The sequence below is a fragment of the Methylorubrum populi genome, assembly GCF_002355515.1.
Lineage (GTDB): Bacteria > Pseudomonadota > Alphaproteobacteria > Rhizobiales > Beijerinckiaceae > Methylobacterium > Methylobacterium populi_A.
The window spans coordinates 2,366,644-2,385,262 of sequence record NZ_AP014809.1; the positions used below are offsets into that span (position 1 = coordinate 2,366,644).

General features: G+C 69.3%; 14 protein-coding genes. 6 read left to right on the forward strand and 8 right to left on the reverse strand.

Features of this window, described 5'->3' with window-relative positions:
• Positions 1-5: 5 nt before the first annotated feature.
• Entirely contained in the window at positions 6-1,004 is a 999-nt protein-coding gene (locus tag MPPM_RS10850) for a WcbI family polysaccharide biosynthesis putative acetyltransferase (RefSeq protein ID WP_096485083.1), read from the forward strand.
• Between the two features lie 70 nt (positions 1,005-1,074).
• On the opposite strand, the gene lpxD is transcribed toward MPPM_RS10850, so the two are convergent.
• From lpxD to frr, 7 genes are all read right to left on the reverse strand, one after another.
• Positions 1,075-2,130, reverse strand: coding sequence for a UDP-3-O-(3-hydroxymyristoyl)glucosamine N-acyltransferase (lpxD, locus tag MPPM_RS10855; RefSeq protein ID WP_096485084.1), 1,056 nt, complete (start codon positions 2,128-2,130; stop codon positions 1,075-1,077).
• Between the two features lie 166 nt (positions 2,131-2,296).
• On the reverse strand, positions 2,297-4,861 hold the full coding sequence (gene bamA / locus MPPM_RS10860; RefSeq protein ID WP_096485085.1) for an outer membrane protein assembly factor BamA: 2,565 nt from the start codon (positions 4,859-4,861) through the stop codon (positions 2,297-2,299).
• Between the two features lie 350 nt (positions 4,862-5,211).
• On the reverse strand, positions 5,212-6,372 hold the full coding sequence (gene rseP / locus MPPM_RS10865) for an RIP metalloprotease RseP (protein ID WP_096485086.1): 1,161 nt from the start codon (positions 6,370-6,372) through the stop codon (positions 5,212-5,214).
• Positions 6,373-6,587: 215 nt separating this feature from the next.
• Positions 6,588-7,766 carry a 1-deoxy-D-xylulose-5-phosphate reductoisomerase gene (gene dxr, locus MPPM_RS10870; RefSeq protein ID WP_096485087.1) on the reverse strand — a complete coding sequence of 393 codons (1,179 nt, stop codon included), beginning with the start codon at positions 7,764-7,766 and terminating at the stop codon, positions 6,588-6,590.
• A gap of 15 nt (positions 7,767-7,781) precedes the next feature.
• The gene (locus MPPM_RS10875; protein WP_096485088.1) at positions 7,782-8,648 is read right to left on the reverse strand and encodes a phosphatidate cytidylyltransferase; all 867 of its coding nucleotides are present in this window, start codon (positions 8,646-8,648) and stop codon (positions 7,782-7,784) included.
• Complete coding sequence (locus MPPM_RS10880) at positions 8,648-9,427, reverse strand: isoprenyl transferase (protein WP_096485089.1); 780 nt, start codon at positions 9,425-9,427, stop codon at positions 8,648-8,650. Before MPPM_RS10880 ends, MPPM_RS10875 begins: the two co-directional genes overlap by 1 nt.
• A gap of 110 nt (positions 9,428-9,537) precedes the next feature.
• Entirely contained in the window at positions 9,538-10,101 is a 564-nt protein-coding gene (frr, locus tag MPPM_RS10885; protein ID WP_096485090.1) for a ribosome recycling factor, read from the reverse strand.
• A gap of 445 nt (positions 10,102-10,546) precedes the next feature.
• On the opposite strand from frr, the gene MPPM_RS10890 reads away from it, so the two are divergent.
• Positions 10,547-12,235 carry a methyl-accepting chemotaxis protein gene (locus tag MPPM_RS10890; RefSeq protein WP_096485091.1) on the forward strand — a complete coding sequence of 563 codons (1,689 nt, stop codon included), beginning with the start codon at positions 10,547-10,549 and terminating at the stop codon, positions 12,233-12,235.
• Between the two features lie 18 nt (positions 12,236-12,253).
• Here MPPM_RS10890 and MPPM_RS10895 read toward each other — a convergent pair whose 3' ends face one another.
• Positions 12,254-13,555, reverse strand: a complete 1,302-nt coding sequence (locus tag MPPM_RS10895; RefSeq protein WP_096485092.1) for an FAD-dependent monooxygenase — start codon at positions 13,553-13,555, stop codon at positions 12,254-12,256.
• Positions 13,556-13,800: 245 nt separating this feature from the next.
• On the opposite strand from MPPM_RS10895, the gene MPPM_RS10900 reads away from it, so the two are divergent.
• The 4 genes from MPPM_RS10900 (at position 13,801) to MPPM_RS10915 (ending at position 18,535) form a co-directional block, all read left to right on the forward strand.
• Positions 13,801-14,694, forward strand: coding sequence for an acyl-CoA thioesterase (locus MPPM_RS10900; RefSeq protein WP_432419846.1), 894 nt, complete (start codon positions 13,801-13,803; stop codon positions 14,692-14,694).
• A 260-nt stretch (positions 14,695-14,954) separates the two neighbouring features.
• A complete protein-coding gene (locus MPPM_RS10905) occupies positions 14,955-15,293 on the forward strand; it encodes a P-II family nitrogen regulator (RefSeq protein ID WP_026105669.1) in 339 nt (112 codons plus the stop codon).
• A gap of 133 nt (positions 15,294-15,426) precedes the next feature.
• Positions 15,427-16,923, forward strand: a complete 1,497-nt coding sequence (locus tag MPPM_RS10910; protein ID WP_096485094.1) for an ammonium transporter — start codon at positions 15,427-15,429, stop codon at positions 16,921-16,923.
• A 355-nt stretch (positions 16,924-17,278) separates the two neighbouring features.
• Positions 17,279-18,535: an outer membrane beta-barrel protein gene (locus MPPM_RS10915; protein WP_096485095.1), complete on the forward strand. Its 1,257-nt coding sequence runs from the start codon at positions 17,279-17,281 to the stop codon at positions 18,533-18,535.
• Positions 18,536-18,619: the final 84 nt, after the last annotated feature.

Genomic DNA, 18,619 nt, shown 5'->3' on the forward strand with positions numbered 1-18,619 from the left:
CCGCCTTGGTCCTTCGGCTTCCGCGGCTGCTCAAGGCCGTCTCCCGATCGTGGGCCGGACGGCGCGGGTCGGAAGAGGTCGCCCCGAACGGTCCCCGGATCGCGGTGATCGGCAATTGCCAGGCGAAGGGCGTGGCGGAGGCCGTGCGCGTGCTCGCGCCGGGAGCCCGGGTGCGGCTGATACCGATGAGCACGCTGGGCCGGCGCGGCCAGGGTCTCGACGGCTTCGCGGCCACGCTCAAGGATTGCGACCACGTCTTCTCCCAGCCCTTCCCGGCGGGCTTCTTTCCCGAGGGCGGCTCCGAGGCCCTGCGCGAGCGGCTGCCGCGGATGCGGCTCTTCCCCTCGATCGTCTTCACCGCGTTCCATCCCGACGCGGTCTATGTCGGCGACCTCACCTCGGTGGCGCGGGTGAAACTCGTGTCCTCGCCGCTCGGCACCTACCATTCGGCGATCACCCTGTTCGGCTTCCTCCGGGACCTGCCGGGGGAGCGGATCCTCGGGCTGTTCCGCGAGGAGGTGTTTTCGCGGTTGGGCTATCTCGACGCCTGGGATCTCGCCGCGGCGGACCTGATCGCGTCGAGCCGGGCGATCGGCTTCGATCTTTCGGACGATCTGCTGCGCTGGTCGCGCGGCGGCCTGTTCATGCACAACATCAACCACCCGCGCCTGAACGTGCTCGGCGACATCGCGGCGCGCCTGCTGCGGGAGGCCGGGCTCGCGCCGCGCCCGGTCGCGGTCGAGGCCTACGCGCCGGACGCGCTCCTGGATGACGCGATCTGGCCGGTCTATCCGCCGGTGGCGGTGCTCTACGGCGTGGCGGGCTCGACGGTGTTCAAGCGGCGCCAGCGCCGGGGCGCTCCGCCCGAGACGCTCGGTCTCGACGCCTTCGTCGCGGAAAGTCTCGCGATCTACCGGGCACAGCCGCGCGAGACCCTGACCTGTCACCGGGTCGAGCATTGGGCGGCTTCGCCCGAGATCCGGTCTCTCTTCGAAACCCCTTGAGCGCGCCGAGCCCGGTCACGGGCTCCCACAGGGCAAGTCCTTTGGCGGGTCTCAGGGCAGAGCCCTGAAACTACCCCTCGGCCTCGTCCTTTCCTCCGCGCTCGGCGAGGCGGGCGAGCGTCGTCATCTCGCGGAACCATGTCCGCACCGGCTTGGCCGGCGTGCCGCCCCAGCGCGAGCCCGGCGGCACGTCGCGGTTGACGTTGGAGGAGCCGGCGATCTGCGAGCCCATGCCGATGCGCAGGTGGCCGACGACGCCGACCTGTCCGCCGAGCACCACGTAATCCTCCAGCGTGGTCGAGCCGGAGATGCCGACGCCGGAGACGATCACGCAGTGGCGGCCGATCACCACGTTGTGGGCGATCTGCACGAGGTTATCGATCTTGGTGCCCTCGCCGACCACCGTGTCGCGGGAAGCGCCCCGGTCGATCGTCGTGTTGGCACCGATCTCGACATCGTCCTGGATGATGACCCGGCCGACCTGCGGCACCTTGATGTGGCCGCCCGCGCCCATGGCGAAGCCGAACCCGTCCTGACCGATCCGGGCGCCGGGATGGACGATGACGCGGTTGCCGACGAGCGCGTGGGTCAAGGTCGCGCCGGCGCCGATGGAGCAGTCGCGGCCGATCCTCACATTGGGCCCGACCACGGCGTTGGGACCGAGCACCGTGCCCGAACCGATCTCGGCGCCGGGGCCGACGACGGCGCCGGGATCGATCCGTACCCCGTCCTCCAGCCGCGCCTGCGGATGGACATGGGCGCCGGGGGAAATCCCGCTCGCGGCAAACAGCGAGCCCGGCCGCATCGCCTCCTCGTAGAGGCGGGCCAGCAGCCCGGCATAGGTGCGGTAGGGATCGCGGGTTACGAGGGCGATCGTACCGGACGGAACCCGCGGGGCGAAGCGCGGCGAGACGAGGCAGGCCAGGGCCCGCGTCGCGGCCAGCGCCTCGCCGTAGCGGGCATTGTCCATGTAGGCGAGTTCGGTCGGTCCCGCGGTTTCGAGGGGGGCGGCTCCGGTCACCGGCAGCGCCGGGTCGACGGTCTCGGGCAGGGGCACGCCGCAGGCATCGGCGACGGCGCCGAGGGTCAAGCCGCCTCTCGGCGCGATGAAGACGGGATCTGACATGAGCTTCGAAAGGCGCCGGCAGGGGAGGGGTCCGAGTGCCGCTATAGCGCTCTTCGCCGGAGGGAGCACCCGCCCGGGGCGGAACGGATGACTCGTCAGGAATCAAAAGAGCCGTGCCCGACCGGTTACGGTCGGGCACGGCTCCTTCAAGCAGGTGTATCGCGGATCAGAAGCGCGAGCCGCCGGAGAAGCGGAACGCCTGGGTCTGGTCCTTGCCGACCTTGCCCAGCGCCGTCTGGACACCCTCGTCCTTGGACAGTGCGTAGGCGTAGTCGAAGCGGATCGGGCCGAGCGGCGAGTTCCACAGGATCGAGGCACCGACCGAGGAGCGGATCGTCGGCTTGTCGCGGACGTTCACGCATTCGGGCTCGACCGTGATCGCGCCGGCACCGAAGTTCCGGTAGTTACAGCCCGATCCCGGCGCGAAGCCGTTGATGAAGCCGTCGCCGTTCACGTCGAAGTTGCGGCGGCCGTCATAGCCGAACAGCGTACCGGCATCGGCGAAGACCGCGCCCTTCAGGCCGAGATCCCTCGGCAGACCCCAGATCGGGAACTGAACCTCGACCGTGGCGCCGAAGTAGGTCGTGCCGCCGATGGCGTTGGAGCGGGCGTCGGCGATACCGACGTCGCGCGGGCCGAGGCCGTTCGGAGCGAAGCCGCGGACCAGCGACGGGCCGAGGAAGAACTGGTCGGTGATGCGCAGCGGCTGGTTGTCGAGCGCCGAGATGTGCCCGCCCTGGACGCGCACGAAGCCGACCACGTCCTCCCACAGTTCCTTGTAGTAGCGGGCGTCGCCCGTCACGCGGAAGAACTTGGAGTCGCCGCCGATACCGGCGATGTCGGGCTTCAACTCGCCGTAGAAGCCGTTCGAGGGCCGCTGCAGGTTGTCGAGGGTCGAGTAGGCCAGGGTGACGCCCGCGAGCGAGGTCAGGACGTTGCCCTGCTGGCCCTTGAGCGCGATCGAGGCCTCGCCGTCATAGGCGCAGTTCGGATAGGCCGGAAGGCCACCCACATCGCGCCCAGTCGCCGGATCGATCGTTCCGGCCGGGTTGAGGACGGTGTAACCGGGAATGGCCACCGAGCAGTCGTTGTACGGACGCTTGATGGTGTTCGGCACCCGCAGCTCGGTGTTGTAGATCGAGTAGCGGAAGGTGACGCCGAACTCCTCGGTGATCGGCAGGCCGAGACGGAGCTGGCCGCCGTAGACGGTCGTCTCGTAGCGCGAGTACCGGGTCAGGTCGGAGTACTTGTAGAAGGCGTCGAAGCCGGCGGCGAGGCGGTAGCCGAGGAAGTACGGCTCGGTGAACGAGAAGTCGATGCCGCGGGCGTACTGGCCGCCCTGCACCGCCAGCCGCACGTACTGGCCGCGGCCGAGGAAGTTCGACTCGGAGACCGAGACCTCGCCGATGATGCCGTCCTGGGTGGAGTAGCCGCCCGCCACCGAGAACGAACCCGTGGGTTGATCCTCGACGTCGATGTTGACGATCACCCGGTCCGGCGACGAGCCCGGCTCGTTGGAGAAGCGCACCTTCTTGAAGAAGCCGAGGCCGTTCAGGCGGCGCTCGGCGCGGTCGACGAGCACGCGGTTGTAGGCATCGCCCTCGGTCAGGTCGAGCTCGCGGCGGATGACGTAGTCGCGGGTGCGAGTGTTGCCGCGGATGTTGATGCGCTCGACGTAGACGCGCGGACCGTCCTCGACGACGAAGCCGAGAGCCACCTGATGGGTGGCGCGGTCGCGCTGGCCGGTCGGGCGTACCTGGGCGAAGGGATAGCCCTGGCGGTTGACCTCGTTGGTCACGCCGACCAGCGTCTTCTCCACGTCCTCGGCGTTGTAGACGTCGCCGACCTGGGCGCGGATCTGCCCGTCGAGCGCCTCGCGGTCGATGCCGGGGATGCGCGGGTCAACGGCCACGGCGCCGACGGTGTACTGCTCGCCTTCCTCGACGGTGACGGTGATGACCCAGCCCGTCTCCTCGCCGGCCTCGACGTAGCGGGCATCGGCGTTGACGACGCGGAAATCGGCGTAGCCGTTCTTGAGGTAGTAGCGGCGGACGATGTCGAGGTCGGCGGAGATGCGGTCGGGATCGTAGACGTCGGAGGTCTTGATGAACGAGAGGAAGTTCATCTCAGAGGACGACATCAGACCCCTGAGGGTCGATTCCGAATAGGCGTTGTTGCCGACGAAGTTGATGGCGCGGATACCGGTCTTGTCGCCTTCGTCGATGGTGAAGACGACGTCGGAGCGACCGGTGGGCAGGTCGACGAGGCGGTAGCTGACCTTGGCGGTGCCGCGGCCCGAGCGCTTGTAGACGTCGCGGATGCGCTCGACGTCGGCGGCGACCACCGCCGGGCTCAGGGCGCCGCGGTCCTTGGTCTCGACCACGCTCTCGAGAGTGGCCTTCTCGATCTTCTTGTTGCCCTCGAAGAAGACGCGGCCGACCACGTTGTTCTCACGCACCCGCACCACGGTGGTGCCGCCGCGGCCGGAGACCTGCACGTCGGAGAAGAGACCGGTGGCGAGAAGATTGCGCCGCGCTTCCTCGGGCGAACCGGAGGCGGTGCCGGTGACGTAGGAGCGGATCGTGTCGGAATCGACACGGCGATTGCCTTCGACGACGATCTGCTGCGCCTGTGCGGCCGCGCCGCCGAGGATCACGCTGGCGGCGGTGGCGACCAGAACGATGGCACGCTCCGCCGACTTTCGCCGGCGCTTTCCCGTCATCGACATCATGTAATCGCCCGTCTCTTTTTATCTCAGCACGGGTTCGCACCCGCAGGCGGCCGCCCTTAAGGCTCACCGCCCTCTGGTCCCAGCCACGCTTGTATCGGGATTCCCCCACGAAGCAAACGCGAGGGCCGTCCGACATACCGGGATTTTGGGGGGTCGTGGCCTTCGCGCCACTTAACGGCGAAGCGCCTCGACAACTGATCTGAGATTAGCGTGAATAGGGCGTAAATGAGGTCGAGGACACGACTTTCCCATTCGTGTTCGGACCACGGTAAGCCGGTCTTCACCGTAAATGCGAACGGCCCGGCGCGGGCGCCGGGCCGTCGATTCGGGGCGGCGAGGGTGCCTGCCCGTCAGGTGCCGCGCTGGCTCAGCGAGGCGCCCAGATTGAGGATGTCGTTCCAGGCCGCGAACAGCATCAGCATCAGCACGAAGGCGAGCCCGATGCGAAAGCCGATCTCCTGGGCCCGCTCGCTCAGCGGGCGGCCGCGCACCGCCTCAAAGGCGTAGAACATCAGGTGACCGCCATCGAGGAGGGGGATCGGGAACAGGTTGAGGAGCCCGATCGAGACCGACAGCAGCGCGACCAGACCGATCAGCCCACCCACGCCGCCGACGCGCGCGACCTCGCCGGAGACCCGGGCGATGCCGATCGGGCCGGAGAGCTGGTCGGCGGATTCACGGCCGGTGACGAGCTTGCCGATGTAATCGAAGGTGCGCTCCACCACGAAGGCCGTCTCGTGGACGCCGAGCTTCAGCGACTCGAACGGGCCGTAATGCACCAGCTTGGCCGCGTCGGCCTTCGGGCCGTTGATGCCGAGCCGGCCGAAGCGGTGGCGGCCGAAGGGCGTGCGCTCCTCGATCATGTCGGGCACGGCGGTCAGAGTCTGGACTTGGCCGCCGCGATCGACGGCGACCGCCAGCGAAGAGCCGGCGGCGGCCGAGACGACGCGCTGCATCTCGTTGAAGGTCTTGACCGGCTCGCCGTTGATCGTGCGGATCACGTCGCCGGGCTGGAAGCCCGCCCGCGCGGCGGCGCTGTTCGGCTGCACCGCCTCGACGCGGGCCGGCGTCTCGTAGCGGCCGCTGAAATAGATCGCGCCGGCGAAGACGGCGATCGCCAGGATGAAGTTGGCGATGGGGCCGGCGGCGACGATGGCCGCGCGCTTGGCGACCGGCTGGGTCGGGAAGCTGACCGCCCGCTCGTGCGGGCTCATGCGGGCGACGGCCTCCGGATCGGGCACGCTGGCGCCGTTGGCATCGCCCACGAATTTCACGTAGCCGCCGAGGGGGATCGCCGAGAGTTTCCACCGGGTTCCCCGCCGGTCGGTGAAGCCGACGACCTCCGGGCCGAAGCCGATGGAGAAGGCGGTCACGCCAACTCCGCACCAGCGCCCGACCAGGAAGTGGCCCATCTCGTGCACGAACACGACGATCGTCAGCACGATCAGGAACGGGATCACCGCGCCGAAGAAGCCGGCGGCGTTGCCGACCATGCCGCTCAAGAATTCCATGGCCATCATCCTTCAGGCCGCGATACGCGTAGGAGATCCGTGCACGTTCGGCGCGAATCCGGTCTTGACCGCCCGCCCTGGCAGAGCGGGCCCACGGCCGGCAAGTCGCGGATCGTCGCACGCCTCACGTTCGAGCGCGAGATCTAATCGGGGGCGCACCCGCCGGAGCCGGGGCGTTCGTCCCCGACAACACTTCGTAGAGGTTAATCGCCGCCTCAGCCCACGGCGCGGGCGGCGGGGACCGCCTCCAGGCTCCAGGCGCGCACCCGCCCGTCGATGGCCAGGGCCTCTTCGACGTCCTGCGGGGCCTGGCGGAACTCGGCGGCGAAATGCTCGACCGCCCGCTCGACCAGTTCGGCGAGGCCGTAGAACGGGATCGCGCCGCGGATGAAGGCGGCCACCGCGATCTCGTTGGCGGCGTTCATCACGGTCGGCGCCGCGCCGCCCTCGGCCAGCGCCGCGCGGGCGACGCGCAGGCAGGGAAAGCGCGCCTCGTCCGCCGGTTCGAAGGTGAGGCTGCCGGTCGCGGCGAGATCGAGCGGACGCCCGCGGGCGATCTCCAGGCGGTCGCCCAGCCCGAGGCAGTGGGCGATCGGCACGCGCATGTCGGGCATGGCGAGCCCGGCGGTCACCGCGCCGTCGCGCCACGCGATCAGGCCGTGGACAATCGATTGCGGGTGGACGATCACGTCGAGGCGGCCGGCCTCGATGGCGAAGAGGTGGTGGGCCTCGATCAGTTCCAGCCCCTTGTTCATCAGCGAGGCGGAATCGATGTTGATCTTCATGCCCATCGACCAAGTCGGGTGGGCGGCAGCCTCAGCCGGGGTCGCGGCGGCGATGCGCTCGCGAGTCCAGGTGCGGAACGGGCCGCCGGAGGCGGTCAGCGTCATTTTGGCTATATCGGACACGCGCCCGTCGCCCATGGCCTGGGCCAGGGCGTTGTGCTCGGAATCCACCGGCAGGATGCGGGCGCCGTAGCGTCCGGCGTCGCGCATGAAGGCGTCGCCCGCGCAGACGAGGCTCTCCTTGTTGGCCAGCGCGATGGTGCGTCCGAGCCGGAGCGCCGCGTGCGTGGGCTTGAGGCCCGCCGCGCCGCTCACCGCGGCGACGACGATGTCGGCCTCGCGGGCGACCGCCTCCAGCACCGCGGTCTCGCCGGCGCCGTTCGGGATACCGGAGCCCGCCAGCGCCTCGGCGAGCGCCGGTCCGGCGCTGTCATCGGCGAGCGCAGCGAAATCCGGCCGCAGTTCCAGGGCGAGCTTGGCCAGGGCCGCGGCGTCCCGGCCGCCGACCAGAGCCCCGATGCGGAAGCGGCCCGCATGCTGGGACAGGAGGTCCGTGGTCGAGCGGCCGATCGAGCCGGTGGCGCCGAGGACGGTGACGGTGAGGCTCACGGGATCAAGTTCCGTTCAGGCATTCAGGAGCCGCAGGGCGGCGAGGCACAGGCCGGCGAGGAGCGCGACGGCGAAGAAGCCGTCGAGCCGGTCCATGACGCCGCCATGGCCGGGGATCGAGCGGCCGGAATCCTTGACGCCGTAGCGGCGCTTGAGCGCGGATTCAACGAGGTCGCCACCCATCGACAGGATCGAGGCGAGGCCGCTGAGCGCCGCGACCAAGGCCGGCGAGAGGCCGGGCAGGGCGTCCCAGCCCTGCGCGCGGGCGACGAGCAGGGTCGCCGTTCCGCCGATCACGCCGGCGGCAAGCCCGCCGAGCGCGCCGGACCACGTCTTCTTCGGGCTCACCCGCGGCATCAGCTTCGGCCCGCCGATCAGGCGACCGGTGAAGTAGGCGACGCTGTCGGTGGACCAGACCACCGCGAACATCCAGGCCGGCCCGACGATGCCGATGGCCGGATCGATCCGCAGCAGCGTCGGCACCAGGGCGACCACCGCGCCGCCGAGAAGGCCCCAGATCGGCTTGCGCCGGCCCGGACCGTGGCCGAGGGCGAGCAGTCCGAGGCTTCCGGCGAGGAGGACGAGGAGCGGCACCCAGAGCGGTGCGCCGACGAGCACGGCCGCGAGCACGCCGAACAAGGTCGCGCCGGTGAGGCCGAGCAGCGGCAGCAGCGGCTCGGAACGGGTCATGGCGAGCCACTCGGCCGCGCCGACGATCCCGGCGATCAGCCAGACCGCGGCGAAGGCCCAGCCGCCGATCACCAGGCTGCCCAGCACCGCCGCGCCGAGCACGACCGCCGAGGCCACGCGCAGGCCGAACTCTCGGTTGGCGAAGGGCGCCCGCTGGGCCGGCGCCGGGGGAGCCGCCTCGTCCCGCGCCATCAGCCGGCCCCGGTGCTGAGACCGCCGAAGCGGCGGTCGCGGCGATGATACTCGCTGACGGCGGCCAGGAAGGCGTCGTGGTCGAAATCCGGCCAGAAACCGGGCTCGATCACGTACTCGGCATAGGCCGTCTGCCAGGTGAGGAAGTTCGAGAGCCGGTGCTCGCCGGAGGTGCGGATCACGAGATCCGGGTCGGGGATGCCGGCGGTGTCGAGGGCGTCCGTGACGGTCGACAGGTCGATTTCGTCGGGCTGCAGCCGTCCTTCCGCGACGGCGGACACGATGCGCCGCATCGCGCGCAGGATCTCCTGGCGGCCGCCGTAATTGAAGGCCACCACCAGGTTCAGGCCGGTATTGGCGCGGGTGCGCGTCTCCGCTTCGTCGAGCAGGCCGGCGATATCCGCCGCGAGGTCGGCCCGGTCGCCGATCACCCGGACGCGGACATTGTTGGCGTGCAGGTCGGCGAGATCGCTGCGCACGAACAGCTTGAGCAGGCCCATCAGCTCGGAGATTTCCGAGGGCGGCCGGCGCCAGTTCTCGGAGGAGAAGCTGTAGACGGTGAGATAATCGACGCCGAGGGTGATGGCGGAGCGCACGGCCCGGCGGACGGCCTCGACGCCGCGGCGGTGCCCCTCGAAGCGGGGCAGGCCCCGGCTGGCGGCCCAGCGGCCGTTGCCGTCCATGATGATGGCGACGTGCCGCGGCGCTGGCGGCGCCGCTCCCTCGGGGGCGGCACCCGCCGTATCCCCGATCTGCCGCGCGCCTTCCGAGCGAACCAACGCAGCCTCCCCCTCTTGGCGCACCCTTCGCCGCTCCCTTGGCCGCCTCTCACGCCGCTGCGGCCCGGCGCGGCCCCGCCAACCGTCCCGTTCGATCCAGGCCGGAGGCGTCAGACCTGCATGATTTCCTTCTCCTTGCCCGCCAGCACGCCGTCGATCTCGCTGATCGCGTCGTCGGTGGCCTTCTGCACGTCGCCGGCCTGACGCTTCTCGTCGTCCTGGCTGATGGCGCCGTCCTTCTCTAGTTTCTTGAGAATGTCGAGGCCGTCGCGGCGCACGTGGCGCACGGCGACACGGGCCTCCTCCGCATATTTATGGGCGACCTTGACCATCTCCTTGCGGCGCTGCTCGTTCATCTCGGGGATGCGCAGGCGGATGGTCTGGCCCTCCGTCATCGGGTTGAGGCCGAGATCGGACTCGCGGATCGCCTTCTCGACATTCGTGACCATCGAGCGGTCCCAGACCGAGATCGAGAGCAGGCGCGGCTCCGGCACGCTGACCGTGGCGACCTGGGCCATCGGCATCGACGCGCCGTAGGCCTCGACCTGGATCGGATCGAGCAGGCTCGGTGTCGCGCGGCCCGTGCGCAGCGATCCCAGATCCTTGCTCAGGGACGAGACGGCGCCCTGCATGCGGCGCTTGATGTCGCCGAGGTCGAATTCCGGTGTGGCCATGAGTTCAAAGTCCCGATGCGTTCGGGTGGCAGATCGGCGCGCTCGGGACGCGCCCGGCACGCGGTGCCGCTACATGAACGAAAAACCGGGTGGCCGCAAATGCGGTCGAAGCGCTCTTGCGGCGGGAAATCGGTGACGAGCCCGCGGGACCGTTCCGCTTCGAACCGTCGTCGTGGCAATCCGCCCGGCCGCCGGCCTTACGGAGCGCCGGACGCGGTCTCGTCCGGACGCGGCACGGTCTCGGCTGCAGAGCCCTGTCTTTCGGGGAAGCGAAGGGGCGGGATGAGGCTGCGCAAGGTCTTTCCGGGGCTTAGTTGGCAAATCAAAAGCCGATCGCGTTTTAATCCCTCCATCGCAGCGGGTGACCATGAGTTAGTAATTTCACGGTAAAAAATCTCAGCGACCACCTAACATATGTAATTCAGGTCGCGTCTGGAGCCATGCCGTGCCTGTCCGGAACCTGTCTATCCGCGCGAAACTGATCGGAAGCTTCACGATACTCACGATCTTGGTGCTCGCATTGGGTGTCGTGAGCCTGGGTGGCCTGTCTCACATCAATGGGCATCTTCAGACCATCGAGCGGAATTGGCTTCCGAGCGTCCGCACGGCGGGCGAAGTCGACGCGCTGACCGGCCGCTACAACACCAGCCTCCTGCGGCACGTCCTGACCAACGACGCCAAGAGTCTTGCCGCCGTCGAGAACGATGTCGTTCAGCGCGGCAAGAAGCTCGACGCCGCGGCGGATGCGTATGCGCCGCTCGTCAGCTCGCCCGAGGAACGCAAGCTCTACGAGACGTTCCGGCAGGAATGGCGCGCCTTTGCCGGTGTCGGCGAGCGGATCATGGGCCTGTCGCGGCAGGATGAGAAGGCGCAGGCCCTGGTCCTGTACGAGGCGGAGGCCGTACCCCCGCGGCGGCGCGCGTCGCTGGCGCTCGAATCCCTGATCAAGCTCAACAACGACGGCGCGGCCGCGGCCGAGATCGCCGCCACCGATGCCTACGCCGCGACCAAGGTCCAGGTTCTGGGCGCGATCGCCGCCGCGATCCTTCTCTCGGTCGGGCTCGCCCTCGTCATCGTCCGCGGCGTTTCGCGCGGAATCGACTCCGTTGTGCGGCCGATGCAGGCCCTCGCGGGCGGCGACTTGAGCGTCGGCGTCGCGCATCAGGGGGAGGCCACCGAGATCGGCCGCATCGCCGATGCCGTTCAGGTCTTCAAGGCCGGTCTGATCCGCGCCCGCGCCCTGGAGGAGGAGACCGCGCTCGCGCGCGCCTCGGCCGAGGAGCAGCGCAAGGCCGGCATGCGGCAGATGGCCGAGAATTTCGAGCAGGCGGTGGGCGGCATCGTCGGCATGGTCTCCGCCTCGGCCACCGAGCTGCACGCCACCGCCGAGAGCATGACGACCACGGCGTTCCAGACCGCCAATCAATCGAGCGCGGTGGCGGCCGCGGCCGAGGAAGCGTCGGTCAACGTCAACACGGTGGCGGCCGCGTCGGAGGAGCTGGGGGCATCCGTGCAGGAGATCGGGCGGCAGGTGTCGGGCTCGGCGGATCTGGCGCAGCGGGCCGTCAACGAGGCGGACCGGACGGTCTCGCTCGTGCAGGAGCTCAGCGGCGCCGTTTCGGAGATCGGCGATGTGGTGAGCCTGATCTCGAACATCGCCAGCCAGACCAACCTGCTGGCGCTGAACGCCACCATCGAGGCCGCCCGCGCCGGCGAGGCTGGCCGGGGCTTCGCGGTGGTCGCCGCAGAGGTGAAGGAACTCGCCAGCCAGACGGCGCGGGCGACCGAGGAGATCTCCGGCCAGATCGGCCAGATCCAGGGCGCGACGCGTCAGGCGGTCGGCGCGATCGGCTCGGTCACCGAGCGGGTCCGCGAGATCAATGCCGTCACCACGGCGATCGCGGCGGCGGTCGAGCAGCAGGAGGCGGCCACCCAGGAGATCGTGTCCAGCGTGGGGCAGGCCTCGGCTGGCACGACCGAGGTGACGAGCAACATGGTCGGTCTCGCACGCGCCTCGGAAGGTACGGGTGCGGCCGCCTCTCAAGTGCTGTCGTCGGCCTCCGAACTCTCGCGCCAGTCCGAGCATCTCTCGGCCGAGGTCACGCGGTTCCTGGCCTCCGTGCGCGCGGCCTGACGACCGCGCGTCCGCGCCTCACAGGGCCTCGCCCCTCAGCAGGCGCGGGGTCTCGCCGCGCAGGGCGGAGGCTTGGCCGATGAAGAAGCGCTTCAGGCCCGGCATCCGGTCGACGAGGCCGAGCCCGAGGTCGCGGGTGAGGCGCAAGGTCAGGCTATCGTTGGAGAACAGGCGGTTGAGCCCGTCGGTCGCCGCCGCCATCGCCACGCTGTCGAACCGGCGGGACTGCTCGTAGTCGCGCAGCACCGCGTCGGCGCCGGGATCGAGCCCGAGCCGCAGGGCGCCGGTCACGGCCTCGGCGAGGGCTGCCGCCCCGGCGAGCCCGAGATTGAGGCCCTGGCCCGCCAGAGGGTGGATGACGTGGGCGGCGTCGCCGAGAAGCGCGAGGCGCGGTGCCCGGAAGCTGCGGGCGATGCCCAAATGCAGCGGGTGGGCGCTCGGACCGTGCTCCAGGGCGATGCGGCCGAGTTCGGCCCCGAACCGACGCTCGATCTCGGCCAGCGTCTCGGCGGCGTCCCCGCCGAGCAGGGCCGGCACGTCGGCGCTGCGCTCGGTCCAGACGATGGAGGAGCGGTGGCCGAGCGCGCCGCCGGCCTTGAGCGGCAGGATCGCGAAGGGGCCGCTCGGCAGGAAATGCTCGAAGGCGCGCCCCTCGTGGTCGCGGGCATGCTGGATCGTCGCGACGATGCCCGATTGCGGGTAGGACCAGCCGACCCAGCCGATGCCGGCGGCCTCGCGCAGGGCCGAGCGCGCCCCGTCGGCGGCGACCACCAGCGCGACCTCCTCGGTGCTGCCGTCGCTCAAGCTGACCCGGCTCGCCCGCGGACCGGGCACAGCAGCGCGGACCCCCGCGGCGGTGAGCCGGACGCCTACCTCGCGCGCGGCGTCGAGCAGCGCGCTCACCATCGGCTCGGCCTCGACCATGTGGGCGAAGGGCTCGCCCTCCGCGCCCGTGTCCCGGCGCGCCTCGGTCCCGTCGCCGAAGGTGAGGAAGACCGGCCGCACCGGATCGCCGACGCGGCTATCGCTGATGACGAGCCGGCGCATGGGTTCCGCCGCGGGTTGGATCCGCGGCCACAGGTCGAGCTGCTCGAACATCCGCCGCGGTCCCGCCGCGACGGCGTAGGCACGTCCGCGGTGGCGCGCGGCACCTGCCTCGAGGCCGGGATCGCAGACCGTGACGTCGAGGGCGGGGCCGTGCGTCCGCTTCAGGGCGACCGCCAGGGTGAGGCTGGCGATACCGGCCCCGGCGACAAGCAGGCGACGGCTTCCGGGACGATGTCCGGTGAAGTTGCCGGGATGGCGATCCGTCGTGCTCATCGGCGCTCCTCTTCCTCGGCACCGCTGCCGCCTCCGACGAGGCGTGCCGCTGCGCTTCACATAGCGCGCGCGCCGCGCGCACGCGATCCCGGTGGCGGAGTCCCCATTCACGCAGCCCGGGATGTTTCCCGGGGGCGAGCGCCCCGCGTGGCATCGCCGGGCCGAGCCGCTATGTGCGTCGGGCGCGCCCCAAGTCGGGACCGCCCCTCATCGTCACCCGCCGTCCCAGAGCCGCAGAAGCCGTCATGTCCGAAGCCGCCATGTCCGAAGCCCTTAGGCCCGATCCCGTCGACGCGCTTCTGTCGATCCTCGACTTGGAGCGCCTGGAGACCGATCTGTTCCGCGGCGTCAGCCCCCGGATCGGCTGGCCGCGGGTCTTCGGGGGGCAGGTCGTGGCCCAGGCGCTGGTCGCGGCGTCCCGCACGGTCGAGGCATCCCGCCCGCCCCACTCCCTGCACGCCTATTTCCTCCTCGGCGGCGACCCGGCGGTGCCGATCGTCTACGAGGTCGAGCGCATCCGCGACGGCGGCAGCTTCACGACGCGACGGGTCAAGGCGATCCAGAAAGGCCGGGCGATCTTCGCGATGTCGGTGTCGTTCCACGTGGCGGAGGCGGGCGTCGAACACGCCGCAGGGCTTCCCGACGTGCCGGGGCCCGGCGACCTGTCGGATGCGCGAACCCTCGTTCGGGAGGGCGGCAGCATCGTGCCCGAGCCGATGCTCGCCTACTTCACCCAGGCCTGGCCGATCGAATTGCGGCCGGTCGAGACCGAGCGCTATCGCGACCGCGCGCCGAAGCCTGCCCGCTACCACGTCTGGATGCGTGCGACGAAGCCCCTGCCGGACGATCCGGCGGTGCATCGGGCGGTTCTCGCCTACGCCTCGGACATGACCCTGCTCGACGCGACGCTGATCCCCCACGGCCGCACCGTGTTCGATCCGGAGATCCAGTCGGCGAGCCTCGACCACGCCCTCTGGTTTCACCGGCCGTTCCGGGCCGATTCCTGGCTGCTCTACTCGCAGGACAGCCCGAGCGCCGCGGGCGGACTCGGCTTTGCCCGCGGCACGTTCCACGATGAGGACGGGCACCTCATCGCGTCGGTCGCGCAGGAAGGACTGATCCGGCAACGCCGCTCCTGATAGGGGCACCTTGCGAGAATCTGCCGATGTGGCAGGCTGATTGCCTATTACGAAGGCAGTTTTCACGGCCAAGCTGCTCGACACGGCGCCAGCTCTCGCTCACGTTCTGAGCAGAAGAGCGAGAGCGAAATTGGTTCCGTCTGGCACGGTCCTTGAATGAAGGCGCGCGGTCGCAGGGTCATCCCGATCCCTGCGGAACCGCTGGGTCTCGGCCGGTGCGTGGCCGGCGGTGAGAAGGCAGAACAAAGGGGGCGCCGCCCATGAAAATCGTGATGGCGATCATCAAGCCGTTCAAGTTGGAGGAGGTCCGCGACGCCCTGACCGGGATCGGCGTCCACGGCCTGACCGTGACCGAGGTCAAGGGCTATGGCCGGCAGAAGGGCCATACCGAGATCTACCGCGGTGCCGAGTACGCCGTGAGCTTCCTCCCCAAGCTGAAGATCGAGGTGGCGGTCGCGGCCGACCTCGTGACGAACGTGATCGACACGATCGCCGGCGCCGCCCGCACGGGACAGATCGGCGACGGCAAGATCTTCGTGATGCCGCTGGAAAAGGCGGTTCGTATCCGCACCGGCGAGACCGACGCCGACGCGCTCTGAGAGCCGGTCCCTCATCGGTCTCCTCCCCGATATCCCGACGGTACATCACCCGTTCCGGCGGAACGCGCCCGGCCGCGCCGCCGCCTTCACCCTCCTCAATGCTTGACGCACGGCGATCAGGAGCTTCCTGTCCATGAAACCTCGTAACCTTCTCGCGCTCGGGCTGGGAGGAGCCGCCCTCGGCCTCCTCCTCGTCGAGCCGTCGCTCGCGCAGGCGCCGGCGGTCGAGCCCGCCGTCACCTCCGCCGCCCCGGTGCCCAATAAGGGCGACACCGCGTGGATGCTGATCTCCGCGGTCCTCGTCCTGCTGATGACGGTGCCCGGCCTCGCCCTGTTCTACGGCGGCCTCGTGCGCACCAAGAACATGCTCTCGGTGCTGACCCAGGTCTTCGCGATCGCCTCGATCGTCTGCCTCCTGTGGGTCACCTACGGCTACAGCCTCGCCTTCACCAACGGCGGCGGCCTCAACGATTTCGTCGGCGGCTTCTCCAAGGCCTTCCTCAAGGGCGTCGATCCGAACTCGGTCGCGGCCACCTTCTCCAACGGCGTCGTGATCCCCGAATACGTCTACATCTGCTTCCAGATGACGTTCGCGATGATCACCCCCGGCCTCATCGTCGGCGCCTTTGCCGAGCGGATGAAGTTCTCGGCGCTGGTCGTGTTCACGATCCTCTGGGTCACGCTGATCTACTTCCCGATGGCCCACATGGTCTGGTACTGGGGCGGCCCGGACGTCTTCGCCGACGCGGCCCGCAAGCTCGCCGCCGCCGGTGGCGAGGCCAATGCCGCGGCCAAGGCCGAGTACGACGCGGTGCTGGGCGATGCCGGCATGCTGTTCAAGTGGGGCGCCCTCGACTTCGCCGGCGGCACCGTCGTTCACATCAACGCGGGCATCGCCGGTCTGGTCGGCTGCCTGATGCTCGGCAAGCGCATCGGCTACGGCCGCGACCTGCTCGCCCCGCACTCGCTGACCATGACCACGATCGGTGCTTCGCTCCTGTGGGTCGGCTGGTTCGGCTTCAACGCCGGATCGAACCTCGAGTCGAACGGCACCACGGGTCTGGCGATGATCAACACCTTCGTCGCCACCGCCGCCGCGGCCGTGTCCTGGCTGTTCGTGGAATGGGCCGCCAAGGGCAAGCCGTCGCTGCTCGGCATGCTCTCGGGCGCCATCGCCGGCCTCGTCGCCGTCACCCCGGCCGCGGGCTTTGCCGGCCCGATGGGCTCGATCGTGCTCGGTCTCGTCGCGGGCGCCGTCTGCTTCGTGATGTGCTCCACCGTGAAGAACGCGCTCGGCTACGACGACTCGCTCGACGTGTTCGGCGTGCACTGCGTCGGCGGCATCATCGGTGCGCTCGCCACCGGTATCCTGGTCTCGCCCGACCTCGGCGGCGCCGGCATCCCCGACTACACCACCAAGCCCGGCGAGCTCACCCTCGGCGCCTACGACATGGTCGCTCAGCTCATCGTTCAGGCGAAGGCGGTCGGCTTCACCATCCTCTGGTCGGGCATCGGCTCGGCGATCCTCTACAAGCTCGTCGATCTGACGATCGGCCTGCGCGTGACGCAGGAGGAGGAGCGCGAGGGCCTCGACATCGCCGATCACGGCGAGCGCGCCTACAACTACTGACGGGTCGCCCGCCCACAAGGCGGGTCCCGATAAGTCGGGCCCCGGCGCATAGCGCCGGGGCCTTTTTCTTGGACGGATGCCTCGGACGAACCGGCTGAGTCGGGCTCGGCCGACATCCGTCGACGCTCCGGCCTCCATTCGCCTGTCTGTTAATCAATCGTGAAGGCGGTGAGGAATTTTCACGAAAAAGTTAACGCTTGGCGGTCCGAAAAATGTTGCATCTGCGCAACAATCCCCGCGCGCGGATTGACACGGCTCAAATCTGATTAAAAATTAGGCACTTGCGCAAAACTTCATTTTGCGGCGCTGCGTCGAGTTCGGCACCTTGGCCGTATCGAACTTGGGGCTGACCGCAATGACAATCAAAACAAAGCTTCTGGCCGCGGGCGCGGCACTCTCCACGCTGAGCGCCACCGCGTTACCGGTTCTCGCCGCTGACATGCCTGCCGCCGCACCGGCGCCTGTTGTCGTCGAGGAGCATTGTAAAGCTGCGATCTCGACCCCGACCTTCGGCGGCCTCATCAAGGCGAACCCGAATCCGGCCTGCTTCGTCACCGGACTGGGCGACATCTATGTCGGCGGCGCGATCACCGGCTTCGCCTATTCCCAGACCAACGCCTTCGGCATCCTCTCGCCGAGCGCCGAGCAGGATCGCTACGGCCGCGTCGATTTCACGAACCTCCAGGGCTGGATCCAGAAGGCCGACGGCCCGCTGCAGTTCTACGTGCATGCCGGCCTGTACTCGATTCCGGCGCTCGGCCTGCCGCTCTACTCCTCGTTCGAGCAGACCCAGTCGCTGTTCGGCCCGGTGCCGGTCGCCTTCGGCAAGTGGCAGATCAACGACGAGTGGTCGATCCAGGCCGGCCGCATGTTCACCAACATCGGCTCCGAGCTGCTGTTCTCCTACCAGAACCTCAACATCTCCCGTGGTCTGGTGTTCAACCAGGAGAACTTCATCAACCAGGGCGTTCAGGTGAACTACGCGAGCGGCCCGTTCGCGGCGGCGGTCTCGGTGAACGACGGGTTCTACTCGGGCGAGCTGAACTGGGTGACCGGCCTGGCCACCTACAAGCTCGACGACTCGAACACGATCGGCATCAACGGCGGCACGCATTTCAGCGACTTCGATTCCTCGACCCGCAGCCCGCGCTTCCAGTTCGCGACGATCAACTCGCTGCAGAACAGCAGCATCATCAGCGTGAACTACACCTACGCCAACGGGCCGTGGATCATCTCGCCGTACTTCCAGTACACCAACGTCGCGCGCAAGGATAACTACTTCAGCCCGATCATCGGCGGCGAGACCTGGGGCGGCGCGCTGCTCGCCGGCTACGCCTTCAACGAGAACTTCGGTCTGGCCGGCCGCGTCGAGTACATCGCGCAGTCGGGCACCCGCTTCGACACCCTGAGCGCGACCAGCCTCCTGTACGGCCCCGGCAGCTCGGCCTTCTCGTTCACGATCACCCCGACCTTCACCTGGGATCGCTACTTCGTCCGCGGCGAGTTCGCGACGGTGCAGGCCTACGACGTCACCCCCGGCTTCGGCTTCGGTCGCGACGGCACCAAGCGCTCGCAGGAGCGCTACCTGGTCGAGACCGGCTTCACCTTCTGAGAAACGGCCGGCCCGCCTGCGAAGGTCGGGTCGGACTCCTCCCAAGCTGGTCGAATCGGAGAAGCCTCGGAGAAATCCGGGGCT

What these genes read in the sequence shown, in the direction of transcription:
- lpxD (WP_096485084.1), bottom strand. Translation starts at nt 2,130, where the DNA reads ATGTCAGATCCCGTCTTCATCGCGCCGAGAGGCGGCTTGACCCTCGGC.
- bamA (WP_096485085.1), bottom strand. Translation starts at nt 4,861, where the DNA reads ATGATGTCGATGACGGGAAAGCGCCGGCGAAAGTCGGCGGAGCGTGCC.
- rseP (WP_096485086.1), bottom strand. Translation starts at nt 6,372, where the DNA reads ATGGAATTCTTGAGCGGCATGGTCGGCAACGCCGCCGGCTTCTTCGGC.
- MPPM_RS10875 (WP_096485088.1), bottom strand. Translation starts at nt 8,648, where the DNA reads ATGGCGCGGGACGAGGCGGCTCCCCCGGCGCCGGCCCAGCGGGCGCCC.
- frr (WP_096485090.1), bottom strand. Translation starts at nt 10,101, where the DNA reads ATGGCCACACCGGAATTCGACCTCGGCGACATCAAGCGCCGCATGCAG.
- MPPM_RS10895 (WP_096485092.1), bottom strand. Translation starts at nt 13,555, where the DNA reads ATGAGCACGACGGATCGCCATCCCGGCAACTTCACCGGACATCGTCCC.
- MPPM_RS10900 (WP_432419846.1), top strand. Translation starts at nt 13,801, where the DNA reads ATGTCCGAAGCCGCCATGTCCGAAGCCCTTAGGCCCGATCCCGTCGAC.
- MPPM_RS10905 (WP_026105669.1), top strand. Translation starts at nt 14,955, where the DNA reads ATGAAAATCGTGATGGCGATCATCAAGCCGTTCAAGTTGGAGGAGGTC.
- MPPM_RS10910 (WP_096485094.1), top strand. Translation starts at nt 15,427, where the DNA reads ATGAAACCTCGTAACCTTCTCGCGCTCGGGCTGGGAGGAGCCGCCCTC.
- MPPM_RS10915 (WP_096485095.1), top strand. Translation starts at nt 17,279, where the DNA reads ATGACAATCAAAACAAAGCTTCTGGCCGCGGGCGCGGCACTCTCCACG.